Raw genomic sequence first — 20,905 nt, 5'->3', positions numbered from 1 at the left:
GAACCAGTGGCTGGTCGACGAGATGTATCAGAAGTTCAAACAGGATCCATCCTCGGTCGACGCCAGCTGGCACGAGTTCCTCGCCGACTACACCCCCGAGACCTCCGGTGATACCGGCAACAGCGACCGGCCCGCCGCGGCACCGGCGGCCCGCGCGGTGAATTCCGCCCCCGTACCGGCCGAGGCGGCCTCCGTGCAGACCCGCGCCACCGCGTCTTCCGCGCCGGCCAGTGCGGCCACCCCGGCCGCGGCCCCGAAGCCGGCCACACCCGCCACCACCGCCGCGAAGACGTCCGCGACAGCGCAGCAGCAGCGCGCGCCGAAGACCACCCCGGCGCCGACGTCCAACGCCGCCCCCACCTCGGGCGCGCCGAAACCACCGGCCGCCGAGGAGAAGAAGGTGCTGCGCGGTGCCGCGGCGGCGGTCGCCAAGAACATGTCGGCATCGCTGGCCATCCCGACCGCCACCAGTGTGCGGGCCGTCCCGGCCAAGCTGATGATCGACAACCGGATCGTCATCAACAACCATCTCGCCCGTACCCGCGGCGGGAAGATCTCCTTCACCCACCTGCTCGGTTACGCCATCGTGCAGGCCGTGAAGGCGTTCCCGAACATGAACCGGCATTTCGCCGAGGTCGACGGGAAGCCGAACGCGGTCACCCCCGCGCACACCAACCTGGGCCTGGCCATCGACCTACCCGGTAAGGACGGCAACCGTTCCCTGGTGGTCGCGGCCATCAAGGGCTGCGAGGAGATGACCTTCGCGCAGTTCCACACCGCCTACGAGGACATCGTCCGGCGCGCCCGCGACGGCAAACTGACCGCCGAGGATTTCAGCGGGGTCACCATCTCGCTGACCAACCCCGGCACCATCGGCACCGTGCATTCCGTACCGCGGCTCATGCAGGGCCAGGGCGCGATCATCGGCGCGGGTGCCATGGAGTATCCGGCCGAGTTCCAGGGCATGAGCGACGAGCGGATCGCCGAGGTCGGCATCGGCAAGCTGATGACCCTGACCTCGACCTACGATCACCGCATCATCCAGGGCGCGGAGTCCGGTGATTTCCTGCGCACCATCCACAAGCTGCTCATCGCCGACGAGTTCTACGACGAGATCTTCCACGGCCTGGGCGTGCCGTACGAGCCGATCCGGTGGCGCAAGGACATCCAGGAACGCGGTGTCGACAAGAGCACCCGCGTGCTGGAGATGATCGCGGCCTACCGCAACCGCGGCCACCTCATGGCCGATACCGACCCGCTGCGCCTGGTCAAAGAGAAATTCCGCAGCCACCCCGACCTGGATGTCATCCAGCACGGCCTGACCCTGTGGGACCTCGACCGCGAGTTCAACGTCGGTGGTTTCCACGGCCAGGAGCGCATGAAACTGCGCGATGTCCTCTCCGTGCTGCGCGAGGCCTACTGCCGGCATGTGGGTGTGGAATACACCCACATCCTGGAACCGGAACAGCTGAAATGGATCCAGGACCGGGTCGAGCAGAAACATGTGAAGCCGACCGTCGCCCAGCAGAAGTACATCCTGAACCGGCTCAACGCGGCCGAGGCGTTCGAAACCTTCCTGCAGACCAAGTACGTCGGCCAGAAGCGGTTCTCGCTCGAGGGCGCCGAATCGGTGATCCCGATGATGGACGCGGTGATCGATCAGTGCGCCGAGCATTCGCTCGACGAGGTCGTGATCGGTATGCCGCACCGCGGCCGGCTCAATGTGCTGGCCAATATCGTCGGCAAGCCGTACTCGAAGATCTTCACCGAGTTCGAGGGCAATATGAACCCGGCCGCCACGCACGGCTCGGGTGATGTGAAGTACCACCTCGGCGCGCGCGGCACCTACCTGCAGATGTTCGGCGACAACGAGATCGAGGTCTCGCTGACCGCCAACCCGTCGCATCTGGAAGCGGTCGACCCCGTACTCGAGGGTCTGGTGCGCGCCAAACAGGACCTGCTGGACAAGGGCGACGGCCCCGAGGGCTTCTCGGTCGTACCGCTGATGCTGCACGGTGACGCCGCGTTCGCCGGGCAGGGCGTGGTCGCGGAAACCCTGAACCTGTCGGGTCTGCGCGGTTATCGCGTGGGCGGCACCATCCATATCGTGGTGAACAACCAGATCGGTTTCACCACCGCGCCGGAGAACAGCCGCTCCACCGAGTACTCCACCGATATCGCCAAGTTCATCGGCGCCCCGATCTTCCACGTCAACGGTGACGATCCCGAGGCCTGCGACTGGGTGGCCCGCCTGGCGGTCGATTTCCGGCAGAAGTTCCGCAAGGACGTGGTGATCGACCTCATCTGCTACCGCCGCCGCGGCCACAACGAGGGCGACGATCCGTCGATGACCCAGCCGTACATGTACGACGTCATCGACACCAAACGCAGCGTCCGCAAGAGCTACACCGAGAGCCTGATCGGCCGTGGTGATATCTCGCTGAAAGAGGCCGAGGACGCGCTGCGCGATTACCAGGGCCAGTTGGAGCGGGTCTTCAACGAGGTCCGCGAGCTGGAGAAGTACCCGCCGGGGCCGAGCGAATCGGTGGAGGACGCCCAGCAGATCCCGTCCACCGTGCTCACCGCCGTGGACAAGTCGGTACTGCAGCGGATCGGCGACGCCTTCGTGAACGTGCCCGACGGTTTCAGCGTGCATCCGCGCGTGCAGCCGGTGCTGGACAAGCGCCGCGAAATGGCCTACGAGGGCAAGGTCGACTGGGCGTTCGCCGAGTTGCTGGCCTTCGGCACGCTGATCGACGAGGGTCGCGCGGTCCGGCTGACCGGTCAGGATTCCCGCCGCGGCACCTTCACCCAGCGGCATTCGGTGATCATCGACCGCAAGACCGCCGCCGAGTACACCCCGCTGCACAACATCAACAGCGCCAACCCGGGCTGGTTCGCGGTGCACGATTCGGCGCTGAGCGAATTCGCCGCCGTCGGTTTCGAATACGGCTATTCGCTGGGCAACCCGGACGCACTGGTGTTGTGGGAGGCGCAGTTCGGCGATTTCGTCAACGGCGCGCAGTCGATCATCGACGAGTTCATCTCGTCCGGTGAGGCGAAATGGGGTCAGCTGTCCGAGGTCGTGCTGCTGCTGCCGCACGGGCACGAGGGCCAGGGTCCCGACCACACCTCCGGCCGGATCGAGCGTTTCCTGCAGCTGTGCGCGGAGGGTTCGATGACGGTCGCGGTGCCGTCGACCCCGGCGAACTATTTCCACCTGCTGCGCCGGCACGCGCTCGACGGTATCCGCCGGCCGCTGATCGTCTTCACCCCGAAGTCGATGCTGCGCAACAAGGCCGTGGTGAGCGATCTGAAGGACTTCACGGAGTCCAAGTTCCGCTCGGTGTTCGACGAACCCACCTACGAACAGGGCATCGGCGACCGCGGCGCGGTCAAGCGCATCCTGCTGACCAGCGGCAAGCTCTACTACGAGCTGGCCGCCGCGAAGGCCAAGCGCAAGCGTGACGATGTCGCCATCGTCCGGGTGGAACAGCTCTACCCGATGCCGAAGTTCCGGTTGAACGAGGCGTTGGAGCGCTACACCAACGCGACCGATATCGCCTGGGTGCAGGAAGAACCGGCGAACCAGGGTGCTTGGCCGTTCTACGGCCTGAACCTGCCGGAACTGCTGCCGCAGCGGCTCGGCCGCCTGCGCCGCATCTCGCGTCGCGCCATGTCGGCCCCGTCCTCGGGTTCTAACAAGGTACACGCGGTGGAGCAGGCCGAGATCATCGACGAGGCGTTCGAGCCCACCAGCTGACCCTCGACTCGCTCGACGCCGGGTGCGTCCCCTTCTCGAGGGGGTTCGCGCCCGGCGTCTCTCGTTTCCGGCTCGTCCCGATGTTTCGGCCGCGGCCCGTTCCGGGATGTATTTCCGGCCGGCTTCTCAGCAGGCGGCCCGCCAGCCCGCGATCGCCCGTCCGATCTCGGTGGTGGGGTTCGCGCCCTCCAGCCATTCCAGGGCGATCCGGTGCCAGTTGTTGGTGGTGACCAGCTGGCCGAGCACCGCGAAGGTGAAAAGGTCGGCGCGGCGGGAGAAAACATGCTCGGGTGGCAGTAACTGCTGGTGCATCCCGCGGAATTCGGCCGCCCGGGGGTCCATGGCGAGAACCACCGCGCCCGTGGCCAGTTCGGGGGTGATCGTGACCTCGTCGTCGAGCAGATGCCAGCCCGCGGCCGCCCAGACGTAGTTCAGGCATTCGTCCACGGTGACACCGGCGCGCGGGTCGATGATCCCGCGGCCGACCCAGGCGTCGTAGAGATCCTGCCCGCGCATCTCCCCGGCGGCGCGCAGGCAGTCGCGTTCGAAATCGGCGTGCACCGGCTCCATCCGGTGGTAGAGACCGAAATCGACGAAGGCCAGCCGGCCGTCCGCGGCGAGCAGCATGTTCCCGGGATGCGGGTCGCCGCAGAATTCGTAATCGGTGAACAAGGAGTTGATGTAGAAGCGATAGATCAACTCGCCGAGCCGGGCGCGGTCGTCGTCGGGCAGTGCCCGCAGGGCATCGAACGGCTGTCCGTCCACGAACTCGGTGACCAGAACGTTGGGTCCGCAGTACTCGTCGACGCAATCGGGGACGGTGACGAAGGGATGCCCGCGGTAGCGTTTCGCGACGCGGCGCTGATTGCGTGCTTCGCGCGGATAGTCGAGTTCACCACTGATATTGCGGGCTATCTCGTCGAGCACTCCCGCGTCGGCGGCGCTGGGCAGCGTGGCTTTCCACAGTTTGCCGAACAGTTTCAGGTTGCGCATATCGGCGCGCACGGCCTCGTCGACACCGGGATATTTCACCTTGACCGCCACGACGCGACCGTCGCGCAGCCGCGCTCGGTAGACCTGGCCGATGGAGGCGGCGGCAATGGGTGTCTCGTCGATATCGGTGAAAACCGCCGACAGGCGCCCGAGATCATCCTCGATCACGGCGCGCATCGCCGAAAAGGGAAACTGCGGAGCAGAATCGCGCAGTTCGGCGAGTTTACGGCGGAACAGTTCGCGGTGGGATTCCGGCACGAGGTCGATATCGAGTACCGACAGCATCTGCCCGAGCTTCATGGCGGCGCCCTTCATTCCGCCCAGCACCGTGACCATCTGCTGCGCTGCCTGCAGGGTCGATCGTTCGGCGAGAGCGCGCCGCGCCTGTTCGGGTTTGCCCAGCATCGCGACCTTGGTGCCGGCTTCCCGCAGCACCTGGCCCGCGGCCAGCCTGCCCAGCGTGCTTCCCCGGACAAGACGCCCGCGGGGAACCCGATCCGTTGCCATCCGCACCTCCCGGAACTCCCCCGTGTAACGGCGGTCACACTACCGTCGGCGCGACGTCTCCGCGAGTGGCTACCGGCCGCACTAAGCTGAGCACGCTCGTCTTTTGCGCAGGAACAGGAGGAAGCGGTGCCCGCCAGAGCAGGTCAGCGTAGGCGCCCGACCCAGGAACGCGCGCGGGCCACCCGCGAGCACATTCTCGATACCGCCGCCCGGCTCTTCGGCGAACGCGGTATCGCCGACACCTCGACGAATCGGATCGCGACGGAAGCCGGCGTCAGTATCGGCACCGTCTACCGTTACTTCACCGACCGGGCCGTTATCGTCGACGAGCTGCTCGAACGGTTGCTGGAGACCATCGAGCAGCGGATCACCAATAAGCTGGCCGGCCCCTCGGGGTATTCACCCGAGGAACTGGTTGCCGGATTCCTGGAGATCATCACCGAAGAACTGGTGGCCAACGCGCCGCTGGTACGAGCGCTGGTGGCGGGGGTGCAGTTCTACAACAGCGGCATACCGGAGTTCGAGCCCCGCCTGCGCATCCTGGTCAAGGTGATGCTGATTCAGCTGCTGGGTCCCGGTGACGATCGCGAATACGACACCATGACTTTCGTTCTGATCAACACCATGTTCGCGGCAGTGCTGCGGGCCTCCGCCCTCGAGGTCGACGACGGCGAGCGCCGGACGGCGCTGAGTATGACCGCCCGGATGATCGGGCGCTGGCTCGAATCCGAGATCGCGCGTCGCCCGGCCGCCTGAATGCCTCCGGCGAAATGTGAGCGGTTCGGGCAATCAGCTCCGCATAACGCCGCATCACCTGATCAACAGTCCTATTTTCGCCGGTAAACGCCACAATTTAGGGGTAACTGCCGGTCACTCAAAGCGGAGTAGAAGGTGAGCGGTAGCTCAGATTACCGTGTGATCAGAACCGGCGCCCGGCACACCGTGACCGGCGTCGGCTCGGTTCCCGGCCGTCGCGCCGGGCATATGGATCGTGCGGTGACAAGGAGGTCCCCGGTGATTGTCGAGAGCGCCGTTCGCCACGAACTCGATGCGGGCAAACATCTCCCCGCCCCACCGGCAACCGATGTGCATCGGCTGGCACGTGAGGTGACCGCCCACCTCACCCGGTCCGGAGCATTGTGTGCGACCGACCCCGGCAATGCGCTGCGGGGCGAACTCACGGCGGTGATCCGGGTATGTCTGCGCTGGCTGATCCAGCGGCTGCGCGGCGAGCGCCCGCCACAGCACCTCGACCGCCTCGAATCCGCGGCCGCCGCCTGGGCACGCGACGACGTCGCGATCGGCACCGTGCTGCACGCCGCCCACCAAGGCGTGAAAAGTGGCTTGGACCTGTTGATTCCGCGCACCGGCCGCGAACCCGGTATCGATATCACCGCGGCGATGACCGCCTCGGTCGAATTGCTCGCCCTGATCACGTCCACGGTCAGCAAAACGTACATCCGGGAACTCAAAAATGTTGCCACCGAACACCACACCGATGTGCACACGGTGACCTCGGCCCTGCTCGGCGGCCACAGCACCACCGCCATGGCCCGAGACGCGAGTATCCCCATCGCGGACCGCTACTACGTGCTCGCACTCGCCGTGCCCGCGCACCGGGACGAGAGCGACCCGCGCCTGGACCGCCAGGTCGTCGCCCGCCGCAAACTGCGCAGATTGCAGTCCGCCCTGGCCACCCTGCTGGACCGCCGGGCGCTGCCGTTGCTCTCGGTCGACGGCGGAACCATCCTCGTCCCCACCGACGCGTGCACCGAGGACGGTATCGATGAACTCGTCCGGAACCTTTCCGGCGCAACCCATGTCGATATCACCGCGACCGTCGTGTGCTCCGCCCCCGGCGACATACCGGCCGCGACCCGCCAGGCCCACGAACTGCTCGATATCGTCGAACAGCTGGGCTTGGAGGCCCGGGTCCACCGCTTCGCCGAACTGGCCCTCGAATACCAGCTGACCCGCCCGGGCGTCGGCCGCACCCGCCTCGACCGGCTCCTCGACCCGCTGGACAACCACCCCGAACTGCTGCAGACCTTGCAGACCTACATCGACACCAACCGCAACCGCACCCGCACCGCCCGGCAACTCGACATCCACCCCAACACCGTCGACTACCGCCTGGCGCGCATCGGCGAGCTCACCGGCCTCGATCCCACGAACGCCCGCACCTGGTGGTACCTCTACAGTTCCCTGGTCGCCCGCCGCTCCCGCGGCCCGGCCCTTGCCTGACACGAAACACGTTCGAACTCAATGGAACCGATGGTCGAGCTACGCCGTCCAATTGACCGATAGATATTTCGTCGGTCAGCGAACAGCGCTGGAGAATCGGGAGGGGCATCGACGTGGACAGGAGGGTGTGGCAAGGGGCTCGGCCAACACCGCGTGGGGAGTTCGCGCGTCGATTCGACGCATTGCACCGGGCATCGGGCAGCCCCTCGCTACGACAGCTCGCCACAACGGCGAACCGGCGTGTCGTAGCCGCGGGTGGGTCGCAGCGGCCGGTATCCGCACAGCGCATCAGCGACTGGAAGGCGGGCCGGGCCGTGCCGGCCCGCTTCGAGATCCTGCTGCCCGTGCTGGCGGCGCTCATCGAGGCGACGCGGAGGCAACCGCATCCCGCGCCCCGGGAACTTGTCGATATCCGAATCTGGAAACACCTGTGGGCACAGGCGAAAACACAGGGACAGGCGTCCACGGACACACACTGCCCGTTCCCCCTGCCGGGGCCGCTGTCGGAAACCGACGTACTGTCGTTCGTGGGTCGCGAGTCATCGCTCCTCGAACTGGGCACAATGGTGAATCACGCGATTGCCGCAGCAGCAGCGGACAGAATCATCGTGCTCAGCGGAGAGGCGGGCGTCGGGAAAACCTCGCTACTGCGTGCGGGCCTGATACCCGCGGTGGAAGCTCGGCAGCCATCGATATCGTCGATATCCACCGTGTCACTGACGGAAGGCGCTCGCCCTGCCCTCGCGGAGCTTCGGCATCTCGCGGGGCAACCCGTCGATCGAAACGCCACCGGGGCGATACCGTGTTCCCGCCTCGTCATCATCGATCAGTTCGAAGATTTCTTCGGCGACTCCTTCGGTGAACCCGACAGGGCCGAGATGCTCACGACCGTCGCAGCGCTGACCGATACCGCGGTAGTGCTCGTTTCGATGCGATCGGACGCGGTCGGCGGCTGCGCGTCCTACGAACTGCTGCGTGATTGCGCGCAGCATCGCCGCTACGTCCTGCGCACCATGACGCCCGACGAATTACGTGCCGTGGTCACCGTCCCGGCCCAGCGGCTGGGGGTGGAGGTCGAAGCAGGTTTGGAAGAGATACTGATCGCGGCCGTCCGAGGCGGATCCGCCGGCGGAAGTCGCTCGGATATCTCCCCCACCGAGCTCGCGATCCTGTCGGCAGCGATGCGGGCTATGTGGCCGCACCGGCGCCGTGGGCGGCTGACGTCGGCCACCTACCGGGAAATCGACGGTATCGAAGGCGTCCTGCACCGGGCAGCCGAGGAGTTCTGGGAAGAACTGGCCTCCGAACAACGCGAACCCGCCAAACGTATGCTGCTGAGCCTGGTTGCCGTGCGCCACGATGCCGACGACACCCGCCGCCGCCTTCCCCTCGACGAATTCGGCCGGAGTATCGGCGACGCGGGCGGCGCCATACGCGACATGATGATCCGATCCGGACTGATCACCATCGACGACGGGATCGTCCGCTTGAGTCACCACCTGCTGTTGCGCTGGGAGCGTTTGGCGGATTGGGTGTCGCAGGAACGCGCCACGTTGCTGATTCGATGTCGGCTCTCTGCCGATGCGCACGCCTGGGCGGAATCCGGCGGCGATCCGTCGCTGTTGTACCGCGGTAGTCTCCTGTCCCTGGCACGCCGCCTGGTCGATTCCGGTACCTCGCCGCGAATCACCGAGTTCCTGCTTCGTTCCAGTACGGCGGATCAGGACGACCACAGCCGTGCGATCGGCGCTGCGAGCTAGCACGGCCGGCACCCACCACAACGAAACCGTGCAGCGGCGCGAGGCGAACCTCGGCCGCTGCACGGTGGCCGCTCAGCTGTCCTGGGCGATGCGTCAGTTCGTCCACGACCCACAGGCGCGGAGGTCGGCTGTACCACCGCCGCCGAGCCAACGTGTTCGTCGACCTCATGACGGGACGGGCCGCCGCAGCAATCATCGTCGGCGCGCAGCGCCCCTCCTGCTCAGAGCAGGGCAGGATCCCCGTAGACAACAACCGTCTCGTCGGCAAGTGCGGATTTGGTTGTCAACGCCGCATAGGACCTGATCGCGACCGGCCCGATACAGCCGTCGACGCTGATGCTCGTGCGCCGTATTCCCGCGTGTGCGCGGCCGTTACGCACCGGCGCAACGGCCATCCGAATATCGGCGATAGACCCCGATTCGAGAGTCACAGTCACCTCGGGTTCGACTTTCATGCCCGGATAGACTGTGCTCGCATTCCGCGAGCGCGGGAGGGTCTCGTCGGGCTTCACGACAATGGTCGAACGGCCGGCGAATACACCCTGCTCCATATTCACTCCGATCGCCGACAGCAGCGTTTTCACCTCGGTGGATATTTTCGCCAACGCTATCGCGCAACCGACGTGGTAACCGATGGTCAGTTCGGCATCGGTAAGCGGTGTCTTTCCACGACTCGACACCGCCGCGTATGCCTCGTTGCTCACCAGGGCGGCCCGCGGGAAAAGCAGACCGCCGGTCACTCGGTCGACCTCTTCTGCCCGGTGTCCTACCCGCAAGGCGCGCCCATCCACCGAGGTGACCGACCGTTCGTGGGCACCGAGTAAGGCCACCTCGGCTGCCGCCGATGGATGACCGAGGGGCGAGAGTGCCACCGCAGCGGCGGCGAAAACCAGAACGGCGATTCGAGTCCGATGCCTGATCATGGTCATTCGCGGGGTCAGACGGTGACCGGGTTGCCGTACACCGCAACCGAATCGTCCGCGGCGGCGCTCTTCGCCGCGATGATCGCATACGAGCGAATACTGGCATGGCCGACGCAGCCGTCGATTTTCACATGCGCGTCACGGTTGGTGATGAAGGCCTCAGGGCCCGCCAGCACCTTTTCACCGAGTGGCAGGTCCACCACCTGCCCCGGAGCAAGGGCAACGCTGAAGCTGGGGGCTACCGACAAGCTCGGCCCGATATTCGCGCCCACGGTCGGCATCGGAATACTCGGGGTGATGACGATACCCGGGGAGATTCCCGCGGATACGGTCGCACCGAGGGTGACACCGGTGATGTTGACGGCACAGCCGAGGTGGTATCCCGTTTTCAGCACTACGCCCGCCAAGGGCGTACCCGAGCCACCGAGTTCACCGAATGCCTGGTTCGTGGCGAATACCTCGCGCGTAGAGCCGATTCCGTTCAACGGCACCACGCGATTCACGACCTCATCGCGATGTCCGACCGTGATATTCCAACCATCCGGCGTCGTGATCGACTGCTCGTGCCCGGGCAGCCGAACGACTTCCGCCCCGGCCTCCCCGCCGGCCGAACCGATGATCCCCAGCACGGCCGCAAGAGACAGGACAATTTTACTTTTCACCGGGATTCCCCCACCATTTCGTCACAAAGCCGCGCCGACGCAATTCCGGCGGGCCCCTTTCGAGCGCAACGCTAAGACAGCCGATACAACGTGACAACCTCGATAGCGGCACCGATCGCCCAGGAATGCAGTTCAGCGCCCATAATCGGCGCGTCCGGACCGGACAGGCCGGCAGGTACGAATCGTCATATCTTCAGAAGAATCGCCGGGCACCGAACCGAATTACCGCGTGTCCACCCGGCCGAGTTTGGTCCAACCCGTCCAGCCGCGCGCCCGGAGCAACTCGATCAACCGGCGCGCCGGTGGTGCGGTGTCGAACGCCATCGTGTCCAGCAGCTCGGCGAACGGCGCCGGGAGCTGGGAGTCGTCGAGGTAGTCCGCCCCGTGCTCATCGGCCAGCTGCGTGATGTAGGCGGCCATCGAATCGGCCAGTTCGACGAGTGCCGGATCGCCACCGGGCAGGTCGAGCACCCGGCCCAGCGTGCGGTAGAAGTGGATGAGCCGCGGGTCGCTCAACTGCTTCTGTTTCCGGGCGATCCACTCCGGAACCCGCTCGGGCGAGTGCGCCGCCAGCGGAATCCAGCCGTCGCGTTCGAAGCGGACGATTCGCTCGTCGATACCGAGCGCGCGGAGCCGGTCGAGAAAACCCACCACCTCGGGCGGCAGCACCAGGCCTTCTCCGGCGGTGAGACGGGCGATCCGGTCCCGGCGCTGCTGCCGCTCCCGGATCTCCGCGCACAGCCGCCGGTCGATCTCGGCGACCGCCGTGGCGAATTCGGCTTCGCCGGCTGCCAGCAGTTCCCGCACACGCAGCAGCGGTACGCCGGCTTCGGCCAGGGTCCGGATCTTGATCAGTTCGATCAGCGCACCGGCGTCGTAGCGCCGATAGCCGGAGTGGTCGCGTTCCGGTTCCGGCAGTAGGCCCTTGGCGTGATAGTGCCGCACAGCGCGCACCGTCACCCCCGCATACGACGCGAGTTCGCCGATGGTCAGCATCGGTTCAGTCTCCCGGACTCGGCAACCGGGCGACGAGGGCCGCGACGATCCGCGCGATATCGGTCGCATGGGTGATCACCAGCTGATGATCGGCATCCAGCCAGGTAGTAGTGATATCCGGCCGCTCGCGGGTGAGTCGTTCGATTCCGGCCCGCCAGTTCCGATTCCGCCACCGTGTCCGCTCGTCGCGGCCGGTACCCGCCATCGAGGCCGCCATGATCATGCTGATCGGCACACCGATATCCCGGTACCGGCCGAGCAACTCCCCGGTCCGGATCGCGTCGAGTTCCAGGTTCAGCTCGAGGGCCTCATTTCCGGTGAGCAACACCCGGTGGGCGGCGTCGTCCATTCCGTCCGCATCTTCCGAGCTCTCCCACATCGCCCGGAACTCCGGTACCTCCGCCGCCGGGATGAACGGCTCCGGTATCGGATTCGCCCCGTCGACGAGTACGAGCCCGGCCACCGCGCCGGGATGCTCGGACGCGTAATGCACGGCCAGATCCGCCCCCAGCGAGTAGCCCACGAGCACGGGCGCCGGCCCGGCGGATTTCAGCTCCGCCAGCACCGCGGTCAGATCCGTACGAAACCCCGCGAACGTGTACTTCCCCGCGACCGAACTGAGCCCGTGCCCGCGGAGGTCGAAGGCCACCACGTCGTGGTCGCGCCGCAACAACTCGATCAGCACCTGCAGCCCCGCCTGTGTGGAGTACAGGCCCGGGCAGAGAACCACAGGCCGCCCCCGGCCGCCACGGGACACCGAGATGGTGCCGTCGCCGTGGTCGACCGAAAAATGGAACGAGCCGAGGCGTTTCCGAGAACTTTCCGAGCCGCTTTCTATTTCGCCGGTCATGCGACCATGGTGCGAGGTTGACCCGACGTCAAGGTCAACTCGGGCCGGAGCGAGTTGCCGGACGACGCGGCACGGATTGCCCGCGGCGAACACCTGTAATCGCACCGATACCGGCCGGGCCTGTTACGCGGCATATGTTGCGCAACCGCGTAAATCGGTCATCGATGATACTGAAATCGGGACGCGACCAGCGCGAACACTCGGCTTGACCGGGAACCCGGAGCAAGATCCCGGAACCTCGGTGCCGCTACCGCGCGGCTGTGAGGATCGATCCCCGTTCGGTGCTTTCTCATCCAGGCAAAAGGGGAAGGTTTTGACGGAGCGGGACAGCAGTATCACCAGGCGCCAGCTGGGCAGGTACCTGCGGGAGGCGCGGGAAGCGGTCGGTTTGACGCTGGCGGATGCGGCGGACCTCATGGAGTGGAGCCGCAGCAGTCTCCAGCGCATCGAGACGGGGCAGAACCAGAAGATCCGGATTCGCGATCTCGACGGATTGATCGAGATCTACGGGATCGAGAGCGAACGCGCCGCGGGGCTACGGGGATTGGCGCAGCAAGCGGCCGAGAAGTCGTGGTGGCACGAGTACGGCGGGGTGATTCCCGACAACTTCAGCGTCTACATGGGTTTGGAGTCCGCCGCACGATCTCTCACCACCTATCGCATACGATCGCATACAGCAGGCAACTCTGGACGCGGTCGGCAGCCGCAATCTGCTGCGTAATCTCGCGAGGGAGCACCACCGGTGAACATCGACCTATCCGACGCCACATGGTTCAAGAGCAGCCGCAGCGGCGGCACCAAGGAGTGCGTCGAGGTCGCGTTCCTCGACGGTGGGCACGTCGGCGTCCGGGACTCCAAGAATCGCACCGGCCCAGCCCTGGTCTTCGGCCCGGGCCAATGGGACACCTTCGCCGCAGCTGCTCGAGCTGGGGCGTTCGATCGGCCGTAGGCCTAGGGGACCGGATTTCGCGACCGGTGCCGGAGCGGTGTGCATCCCCCGTCGAGAGCATCACCATGGCGCCTGTTGCCCCTTCGCAGGGTCGACACCGTGTAGAAGCGTACTTCTAATAAACATAGTTCTAACCATGAAATTGCGGACGAGTCGGCGGCTACGCGATTGCACGTAGGAACAGCACGGCGGGGTACGTCGCTCGTCGTACGCGGCCGCGCGCGGAGGGGGAGCATACGCCGCAGCGGATGACGTACTGTCGCGACATGGATCTGCGGGCGGTGTCACGACAACTGTCTGCCCGGCGGTTTCCGGATATCGCGCTGGCGCTGTTCGTCACGGTGATCCAGGTGCTCGGCGCGATGATCGCGGTACCGCTCGAACCGGCCTCCACACCGGTTTCCGGGGTCGGGTATCTGCTGCTGATCGTGAGTGGCCTGGTAGTGGTCGCGCGCCGGCGGCGGCCTGTGGCGGTGTTCGTGATCACCGGTGTGGCCAGCCTGGTCTATTTCGCGTTCGATTTCCCCGACCGGATGTCCTACCTGGGGCTTTTCGTCGCCCTGTACACGCTCGCCGCCTACGGCGACGGACGGCGATCGCTGCGGATCGCGGGGGCCGGGATCGCGGTGCTGTCGGTGGGCTGGTTGATCGCCGGGGCGGATGTGGAGCCGGTTTCGGCCATCGGCTGGGTGTTCTTCCGGATCGGGGCGTCGGTGATCAGCACGATGCTCGGCGAATCGGCCAGATCGCGCCGGGTGATGGCCGCCGACGCGCAGGCGCGGGCGGAGCTGGCGGAACGCTCGCGGGAGGACGAGGCCCGGGCGCGCGTCGACGCCGAACGGCTGCGGATCGCGCGTGAGGTGCACGACACCGTCGCCCATGCCATCGCCATCATCAACGTGCAGGCCGGGGTCACCGCGCATGTACTGGACAAGCGGCCGGAACAGGCCCGCGGGGCCTTGCAGACCATCGAACAGACCAGTTCCCGCGCGCTGCAGGAGATGCGCGCCATCCTCGGTGTGCTCCGCGACGGCGACGGCCGCGAACCGTTCCCCGGGCTCGACCAGATCCGCGAACTCACCGGCAAGGCCCGCGAGGCCGGGCTCGATATCGCCGTCGAGCAACCCGAACCCGTGCCGGCACTGCCGAGCACGGTGGGCAGCGCGGCCTACCGCATCGTCCAGGAATCCATCACCAACGTCATCCGCCATGTGGGGCCCACCCGGGTGACGGTGACACTGGAACCCGTGGCCGACGCCTTGCACATCCGGGTGATCGACGAAGGCCCCCGCACACCGGTGCCCGGGCGTACCGGTTCGGCGCCGGGCCGCGGAATCGCCGGGATGCGCGAACGCTGCCGGCTGCTCGGCGGCGAACTCGATGCCAAACCCCGATCGGGCGGCGGTTTCGAGGTCGTCGCCAGCCTGCCGCTGGCTCCGGTGGGGGCACACCTGTGAACGCGGCCCCGCCGATCAAAGTGCTGCTCGCCGACGACGAACGGCTGGTGCGTTCGGGATTCAAGGTCCTGCTGGACTTGGAGGACGACATCACGGTGGTCGGTGAGGCCACCGACGGCGCGGAGGCTGTCGAACTGGCGCGCAGCACCCGCCCCGATGTCGTGCTCATGGATATCCGGATGCCGAAGCTGGACGGGATACGCGCCACCGCACGGATCGCCGAGACCAAGGGGCTGGAGCAGGTCAAGGTGCTGATCTTGACCACCTACGACACCGACGACAATGTTTTCGAGGCATTGCAATCGGGCGCCAGCGGGTTCCTGCTCAAAGACGCGGGCCCCGCCGAACTACTGCACGCCATCCGGGTGATCGCTGCCGGTGAGGCCCTGCTCGCGCCGCGGGTCACCCGCCGCCTCATCGGTCAGTTCACCGCACGGCGCCGGGTTGCGCAATCCGCGGAGGACCGGCTCGCGGTACTCACCGGTCGTGAGCGCGAGGTACTTGCCTTGGTCGGGCAGGGTATGAGCAACGACGAGATCGGCGCCGCCCTGTTCCTCAGCCCGGCCACCGCACGCACCCATGTCAGCCGCGCCATGACGAAACTGGGTGCCCGGGATCGCGCACAGCTGGTCGTGATCGCCTATCAGACCGGGCTGTGTGATACGACCCCATAGCTCGCCGCAGCCGCGGTAGCCGCCGCTGCCCGGCCGGCTTTTCGTCCGGCACCGCACCGCCGCGGGATCTGCACGTCGAATGCGTTGCGCCCGTTTCGCACCGACCAGCAGTACGGCGACAACGTCCGGTGATCATCCGACCCGGTTACCAGCGCCTGGGTGCGCCGACCAGTCCAGAGCCGGGCGCCCGAAGAGAGCCGGTCGCCGGACGGATGCGTCGGTGCCAGTGGCGGTTTCGGTGGAGCCCTGACGGACCCGGTGATCAACACCGGATTCAGTGCAGCGCACACCGTGGCAGCAGCCGGCCGATCCGGACGGACTGTCGGCGCAGCCGGTTACGCAGCCGAACGTAGCCGAAAGTATCTGCGGTACACGGATTCACGTAGCCGGCGACGATCATCGCCGGACGCGGGCCGTGGGGGTCGAAGGTGAGTATCGACGGAGGAGCCAAGACTCCCGGGCGGTCCGGCGAGATCCGGCGCTCCCCGATCGAAGCCACCGGCCCGGTCGGCGCGGCACGAAAGGCAGATCATGCGAGGCAGAGTTCCACTCCGAATACGTATCCTGAGCAAACTGCGGCCGACGCCGGATTGGGATTCGGTGACCCCGGAGCAGTTCGTCGAACACCGTGCGGCGCAGGACCGTTTGCGCGGCTCGGTGCTGCTGCGGCCACTCACCGGCCGGCCCGATCGCGCGGCCCGGATCACCGGTGACACCCTCGACCTACCCGGGCGGCGGCTGAGCCTGCGCGTGTACCGGCCCGAACGGGAAAGCTCGCCGCTGCCGCTGGTGATCGCCTTCCACGGTGGCGGTCTCATCCAGGGCACACCTGATCAGGACGATTGGCTGCTCACCCATCTGGCCGCGCGCTCTCCGGCCGTGGTCGTCTCGCTCGACTACCGGCTGGCACCCGAACATCCCGTGCCAGTTCCGGTACAGGACGCCTACGAGGCCGTCCCCCGGCTGGCCGAGCTCGCCGCACGATGGGGTGCGGATCGGCACCGGATCGCCCTGCTGGGTTCCAGTGCGGGGGCCACGCTCGCGGCCCTCACCGCCATCCGGGCCGCCGAACTCGGCCCCGGACTCCGAGCGCAAATCTTGATCAATCCCCAGCTCGACTGGACCGAGCGCGCATTCGAATACCCCTCGTTCACGGAGAACGCGGACAGCCCGACGGCGTCCCCGGCCGAATGCCGTGCGGTCCCCCGTCTCGCGGTCCCCGAATCCTTCGATCGCCGGGCGATCTCGCCGATGTACAGCGAAAACCTGAAGGGGGTGGCACCGGCGCTCATCGTCGCGGCCGGTTTGGATCCCCTGGAAGACCAGTCCGCCGCCTACGCCGACCGCCTGCGCTGCGCCGGGGTCGAAGTGACGCTGCGACGTTATCCCGAAGCGACACATGCCTTTCTGAGCATGCCCGGGGCGGTCCCCGCCGCCGGGCCCGCCCGCGCCGAGATTCTCGCGCACCTACGCAGCCGACTGGGGCGGGCCGTCCCCGCAAAACCGGAACGCGGGAAATCCCGGGCGGCCGGCCCTGGGCAGGCGCAGACCGGCGACGCCGCGGCCGTACCGGGTTCGGCCGGGGAGGCGCGGCGATGACCGTCACCGCTACGGCCGCGAACCGGTCCGTCACCCCGGCGGGCACCGATTCCCCGAGGGAACCCGGAGTTACGGAATTACTTCGCGGCCACGGATGGGGTTTCGCCGCGGTGGTGGTTACGCAGATCATCGGCGCGGTCGCGGGTCTCGCGCCGTTACTGGCGGTGGTCGAGCTGGGCCGCACCTTGCTGTCACCCGGGCCGGTCGACGAGACACACGTATGGCTGGTGGTGCTGGGGGGCGCGCTCGGCCTGCTGGTGCGGCTCGTATTCACCGGCGCGTCCTCGGCTATCGGGCATCTGCTCGACACCCGGATCCAGCTGTCGCTGCGCCGGCTGCTGGCCCAACGGCTGGGCCGGGTACCGATCGGCTGGTTCTCCCGCCGCCGGACCGGTGAGCTGGCGAAAGTGGCCGGGGAGGATGTGAGTGCGGTACACCCCTTCATCGCGCATACCCCGGGCGAACTCGTCTCGGCGTTCGTGGTGCCGCTCGTCGCCCTGATCTACCTGTTCACCGTCGACTGGCGGCTCACCCTGATCGCGCTGATTCCGGTGGTGCTGGCCGTCGCACTGGTTCCGCTGATGATGACCCCCACCCGAGTGCGCGAACAGCGGGCCTTCGACAACGCGCAGGGCCGGATCGCGGATTCGGTGCTGGAGTTCGTCCGCGGTATCGCGGTGGTCAAAGCCTTCGGCGAATCCGGTCGCGCCCACCGCCGGTTCCTCACCGCGGCGGACGATTTCGCCGATATCTTCCTGCGGATGGTGCGCGGTCTCGCCGCGATCGGCGCCGCGATGCAGGTGGTGGTGTCGCCGCCGTTCGTACTGCTGATCGTATTGATCGGCGGGGCGCTGCTGATCACGTCCGGCGGTATGCCCCCGGCCGATCTGCTGCCGTTCCTGCTGCTCGGCCTGGGATTGACGGCTCCGGTGGCGGCGCTGGGGCACGGTTTCGACGATATGCAGGCCGCGGGCCGCGCGGTCGGCCGGATCCGCGAGGTACTCGCCGAGCCACCGCTTCCGCAACCGGAAAATCCGGTCGCACCACAGGGGCACCGCGTGGAATTGCGCGGGGTGCGGTTCGGCTACGAGGCCGGGCACGAAGTGCTGCGTGGTATCGATCTGGTGCTCGAACCGGGCACGGTCACCGCGGTCGTCGGACCGTCGGGCAGCGGGAAGTCGACACTGGTCCAGCTGCTGCCGCGATTCTTCGATCCAGCCGCCGGGACGGTGCGGCTGGGCGGGGTGGATCTGCGTGAACTGGCCGCCGGCGACCTCTACCGGATGGTCTCCTTCGTCTTCCAGGACGTGCGGCTGCTCCGCGCTTCCGTCGCCGAGAACATCGCCCTGGCCGTGCCACGGGCCGGTCGGGACGAGGTGGTACACGCCGCCCGGCGGGCCGGTATCCACGACCGGATTCTGGAACTGCCGCACGGCTACGACACCGTGCTCGGCGTGGATGCGGGCCTCTCCGGTGGTGAAGCCCAGCGCATTTCGATCGCCCGGGCACTGCTGGCCGATACCCCCGTCCTGGTGCTCGACGAGGCGACGTCGTTCGCGGACCCGCAGACCGAAGCGGCCGTGCGGCAGAACCTGATGACCGACCGGGGCGATCGGACGATGCTGGTCATCGCTCATCGCCGGGAGACGATCGCCGATGCCGACACGGTCGTGCTGCTGGCGGACGGGGTGATCGCCGAACAGGGCACCCCCACCGAATTACTGGACCGGGACGGGGAATTCGCCGCGTTCTGGCGGTCGTATCGAGTGCCGAGGAGCCAGCGATGATCCGGATGCTGCTGCGGGTGCTGGGGCAGTCGTTCGCCCGGCCGGTGCGCCGCACCATTGCCCTGATGACAACGGCGGCCGTGGCCGAGGGGCTGTCCTATGTCTTGCTGGTCCCGGTGCTGCGGGCACTGTTCGGCCCTGGCCCCGGGGACGCCCGGCCGTGGCTGGTCGCGTTCGGTGCGGCGGTCGCGGTGTTCGCGGTGCTGCGTTATCGCAGCGATCTGGCCGGATTCCGCGCCGGGACCACGCTGCTGCGCGGCGTCTACCACCGGCTGGGCGACCATCTCGCCCGGCTGCCGATCGGCTGGTACACCGCCGACCGGGTCGGGGAGATCTCGATACTGGCCGGTCGCGGTGTGCTGCAGGCGATGAGCGTGATCGCGCACCAGTTGGCGCCGCTGATCTCGGCCACGGTCACCCCGCTGACGATCGTCGCGGTGCTGTTCGTCTTCGATTGGCGGCTCGCGCTGGTAGCACTGGCCGCGGTTCCGCTCGTCGTACTGGTGCAGCGCCGCACCGGCCGCGCACTGGCGGCGGGTGATGCCGAACGCCATGCCCGCGACCAGGAGGCCGCCGGGCGGGTTATCGAATACCTGCAGGCCCAGCCGGTGCTGCGGGCCGGCGGCCGGACCGGCGAACGTTTCCGGATGCTCGACGACGCATTGCACGAGGCCGAACGCGCGTCCCGCGGGTACATCCGGTCGGCGCTGGGCGGCATCGTGGGCCTGACCCTGGTCGTGCAGGCGACGTTCACCGCCATGCTGGCGCTGGGCGCCTACCTCGCCCTGGGCGGCGAGATCGGCGCGGCCGAACTCCTGGCGGTCCTCGTCCTGGCCGCCCGCTGCGCGGATCCGCTGCTGGCGCTGGCCGAGATGGGCGGGCAGTTACGTGCTGCCAGGGCCGAACTGTCCCGGCTCGACGCCGTCCTGCGCACCGAACCGCTACCGGAACCGGCGGCACCGGTCCGGCCGCGGCACCATGATCTTGCGTTCGAATCGGTCACCTTCACCCACGGCGACCGGACGGTACTCGAGAACGTCTCGCTGGCCGTGCCGCAGGGGCAGCGACTGGCGATCGTCGGCCCGTCGGGTGCGGGTAAGAGCACGCTGCTGCAGCTGCTCGCCCGGTTCTACGACGTGGAGTCGGGCGCCGTGCGGGTGGGCGGCGTGGATGTGCGCTCGATCGATACCGAGGTGCTGATGGACCGGTTCGCCATCGTCTTCCAGGATGTCTACCTCTTCGACGGCACCCTCGAGGAAAATATCCGCCTGGGCCGGCCCGGCGCGACGGACGCCGAGGTGCGCGCGGCGGCGACCGCCGCACAGCTCGACGAGGTGATCGACCGGCTACCCGCGGGCTGGAGCACGAACGTCGGCGAAGGCGGTGCCCGGCTCTCCGGCGGTGAACGCCAGCGGGTCTCGATCGCCCGGGCGCTGCTGAAGGATGCACCGATCGTCCTCCTGGACGAGGTGACGTCGGCCCTGGACCCGGTGAACGAGGCCGCGGTCCACGAGGGAATCGAACGCCTGATGGCAGGCCGGACAGTGGTCCTGGTCGCGCACCGGCTGCGGACGGTCCGGCGTGCCGATCGCGTCGTCTTCCTCGACCGCGGCCGGGTCGTGGAGGACGGCAGTCACGACGAGCTGCTGCGCGCGGGCGGCCGGTACGCGGAGTTCTGGGCCCTCGCGATGACACCGGTCGAGGGGTGACGACCGGTGGGGACTCACCGGGCAGCCGGTGA

At 67.4% G+C, this 20,905-nt stretch carries 16 protein-coding genes; 11 read left to right on the top strand and 5 right to left on the bottom strand.

Annotation, left to right across the window (positions count from 1 at the left end):
- Positions 1-22 precede the first annotated feature (22 nt).
- On the top strand, positions 23-3,763 hold the full coding sequence (locus ACQEVO_RS01215) for a multifunctional oxoglutarate decarboxylase/oxoglutarate dehydrogenase thiamine pyrophosphate-binding subunit/dihydrolipoyllysine-residue succinyltransferase subunit (RefSeq protein WP_432922209.1): 3,741 nt from the start codon (positions 23-25) through the stop codon (positions 3,761-3,763).
- Between the two features lie 126 nt (positions 3,764-3,889).
- Here the strand turns inward: ACQEVO_RS01215 and ACQEVO_RS01210 are convergent, their stop codons facing one another.
- Complete coding sequence (locus tag ACQEVO_RS01210; RefSeq protein ID WP_432907869.1) at positions 3,890-5,263, bottom strand: ABC1 kinase family protein; 1,374 nt, start codon at positions 5,261-5,263, stop codon at positions 3,890-3,892.
- A gap of 126 nt (positions 5,264-5,389) precedes the next feature.
- Between ACQEVO_RS01210 and ACQEVO_RS01205 the strand changes: the two genes are divergently transcribed.
- The 3 genes from ACQEVO_RS01205 (at position 5,390) to ACQEVO_RS01195 (ending at position 9,267) form a co-directional block, all read left to right on the top strand.
- Positions 5,390-6,019, top strand: coding sequence for a TetR/AcrR family transcriptional regulator (locus tag ACQEVO_RS01205; protein ID WP_432907867.1), 630 nt, complete (start codon positions 5,390-5,392; stop codon positions 6,017-6,019).
- A gap of 258 nt (positions 6,020-6,277) precedes the next feature.
- Complete coding sequence (locus tag ACQEVO_RS01200) at positions 6,278-7,507, top strand: PucR family transcriptional regulator (RefSeq protein WP_432907864.1); 1,230 nt, start codon at positions 6,278-6,280, stop codon at positions 7,505-7,507.
- Positions 7,508-7,689: 182 nt separating this feature from the next.
- Entirely contained in the window at positions 7,690-9,267 is a 1,578-nt protein-coding gene (locus ACQEVO_RS01195; RefSeq protein WP_432907861.1) for a hypothetical protein, read from the top strand.
- A gap of 221 nt (positions 9,268-9,488) precedes the next feature.
- Here ACQEVO_RS01195 and ACQEVO_RS01190 read toward each other — a convergent pair whose 3' ends face one another.
- The 4 genes from ACQEVO_RS01190 to ACQEVO_RS01175 all read right to left on the bottom strand — a co-directional run bounded on the left by ACQEVO_RS01190 (position 9,489) and on the right by ACQEVO_RS01175 (position 12,698).
- Positions 9,489-10,196, bottom strand: coding sequence for an MspA family porin (locus ACQEVO_RS01190; RefSeq protein WP_432907859.1), 708 nt, complete (start codon positions 10,194-10,196; stop codon positions 9,489-9,491).
- Between the two features lie 8 nt (positions 10,197-10,204).
- The gene (locus tag ACQEVO_RS01185) at positions 10,205-10,852 is read right to left on the bottom strand and encodes an MspA family porin (protein WP_432907857.1); all 648 of its coding nucleotides are present in this window, start codon (positions 10,850-10,852) and stop codon (positions 10,205-10,207) included.
- A 222-nt stretch (positions 10,853-11,074) separates the two neighbouring features.
- Positions 11,075-11,848, bottom strand: coding sequence for a MerR family transcriptional regulator (locus tag ACQEVO_RS01180; RefSeq protein ID WP_432907854.1), 774 nt, complete (start codon positions 11,846-11,848; stop codon positions 11,075-11,077).
- 4 nt (positions 11,849-11,852) lie between these two features.
- Positions 11,853-12,698 carry an alpha/beta fold hydrolase gene (locus tag ACQEVO_RS01175; protein ID WP_432907852.1) on the bottom strand — a complete coding sequence of 282 codons (846 nt, stop codon included), beginning with the start codon at positions 12,696-12,698 and terminating at the stop codon, positions 11,853-11,855.
- Between the two features lie 313 nt (positions 12,699-13,011).
- Between ACQEVO_RS01175 and ACQEVO_RS01170 the strand changes: the two genes are divergently transcribed.
- From ACQEVO_RS01170 to ACQEVO_RS01140, 7 genes are all read left to right on the top strand, one after another.
- The gene (locus ACQEVO_RS01170) at positions 13,012-13,419 is read left to right on the top strand and encodes a helix-turn-helix domain-containing protein (RefSeq protein WP_432907850.1); all 408 of its coding nucleotides are present in this window, start codon (positions 13,012-13,014) and stop codon (positions 13,417-13,419) included.
- 21 nt (positions 13,420-13,440) lie between these two features.
- On the top strand, positions 13,441-13,647 hold the full coding sequence (locus ACQEVO_RS01165; protein WP_432907847.1) for a DUF397 domain-containing protein: 207 nt from the start codon (positions 13,441-13,443) through the stop codon (positions 13,645-13,647).
- A 266-nt stretch (positions 13,648-13,913) separates the two neighbouring features.
- Positions 13,914-15,104 carry a sensor histidine kinase gene (locus ACQEVO_RS01160; RefSeq protein WP_432907845.1) on the top strand — a complete coding sequence of 397 codons (1,191 nt, stop codon included), beginning with the start codon at positions 13,914-13,916 and terminating at the stop codon, positions 15,102-15,104.
- On the top strand, positions 15,101-15,778 hold the full coding sequence (locus ACQEVO_RS01155; RefSeq protein ID WP_432907842.1) for a response regulator transcription factor: 678 nt from the start codon (positions 15,101-15,103) through the stop codon (positions 15,776-15,778). The genes ACQEVO_RS01160 and ACQEVO_RS01155 overlap by 4 nt, the downstream gene beginning before the upstream one ends.
- 531 nt (positions 15,779-16,309) lie before the next feature.
- A complete protein-coding gene (locus ACQEVO_RS01150; RefSeq protein ID WP_432907839.1) occupies positions 16,310-17,377 on the top strand; it encodes an alpha/beta hydrolase fold domain-containing protein in 1,068 nt (355 codons plus the stop codon).
- Positions 17,374-19,164 carry an ABC transporter ATP-binding protein gene (locus ACQEVO_RS01145; RefSeq protein ID WP_432907837.1) on the top strand — a complete coding sequence of 597 codons (1,791 nt, stop codon included), beginning with the start codon at positions 17,374-17,376 and terminating at the stop codon, positions 19,162-19,164. Before ACQEVO_RS01150 ends, ACQEVO_RS01145 begins: the two co-directional genes overlap by 4 nt.
- Positions 19,161-20,873: an ABC transporter ATP-binding protein gene (locus ACQEVO_RS01140; RefSeq protein WP_432907834.1), complete on the top strand. Its 1,713-nt coding sequence runs from the start codon at positions 19,161-19,163 to the stop codon at positions 20,871-20,873. The genes ACQEVO_RS01145 and ACQEVO_RS01140 overlap by 4 nt, the downstream gene beginning before the upstream one ends.
- Positions 20,874-20,905: the final 32 nt, after the last annotated feature.

Source organism: Nocardia sp. CA-290969, assembly GCF_050936135.1.
Classification (GTDB): domain Bacteria; phylum Actinomycetota; class Actinomycetes; order Mycobacteriales; family Mycobacteriaceae; genus Nocardia.
Note: the sequence above shows the minus strand (reverse complement) of the source record. Positions and strands in the feature narration are given on the sequence as shown.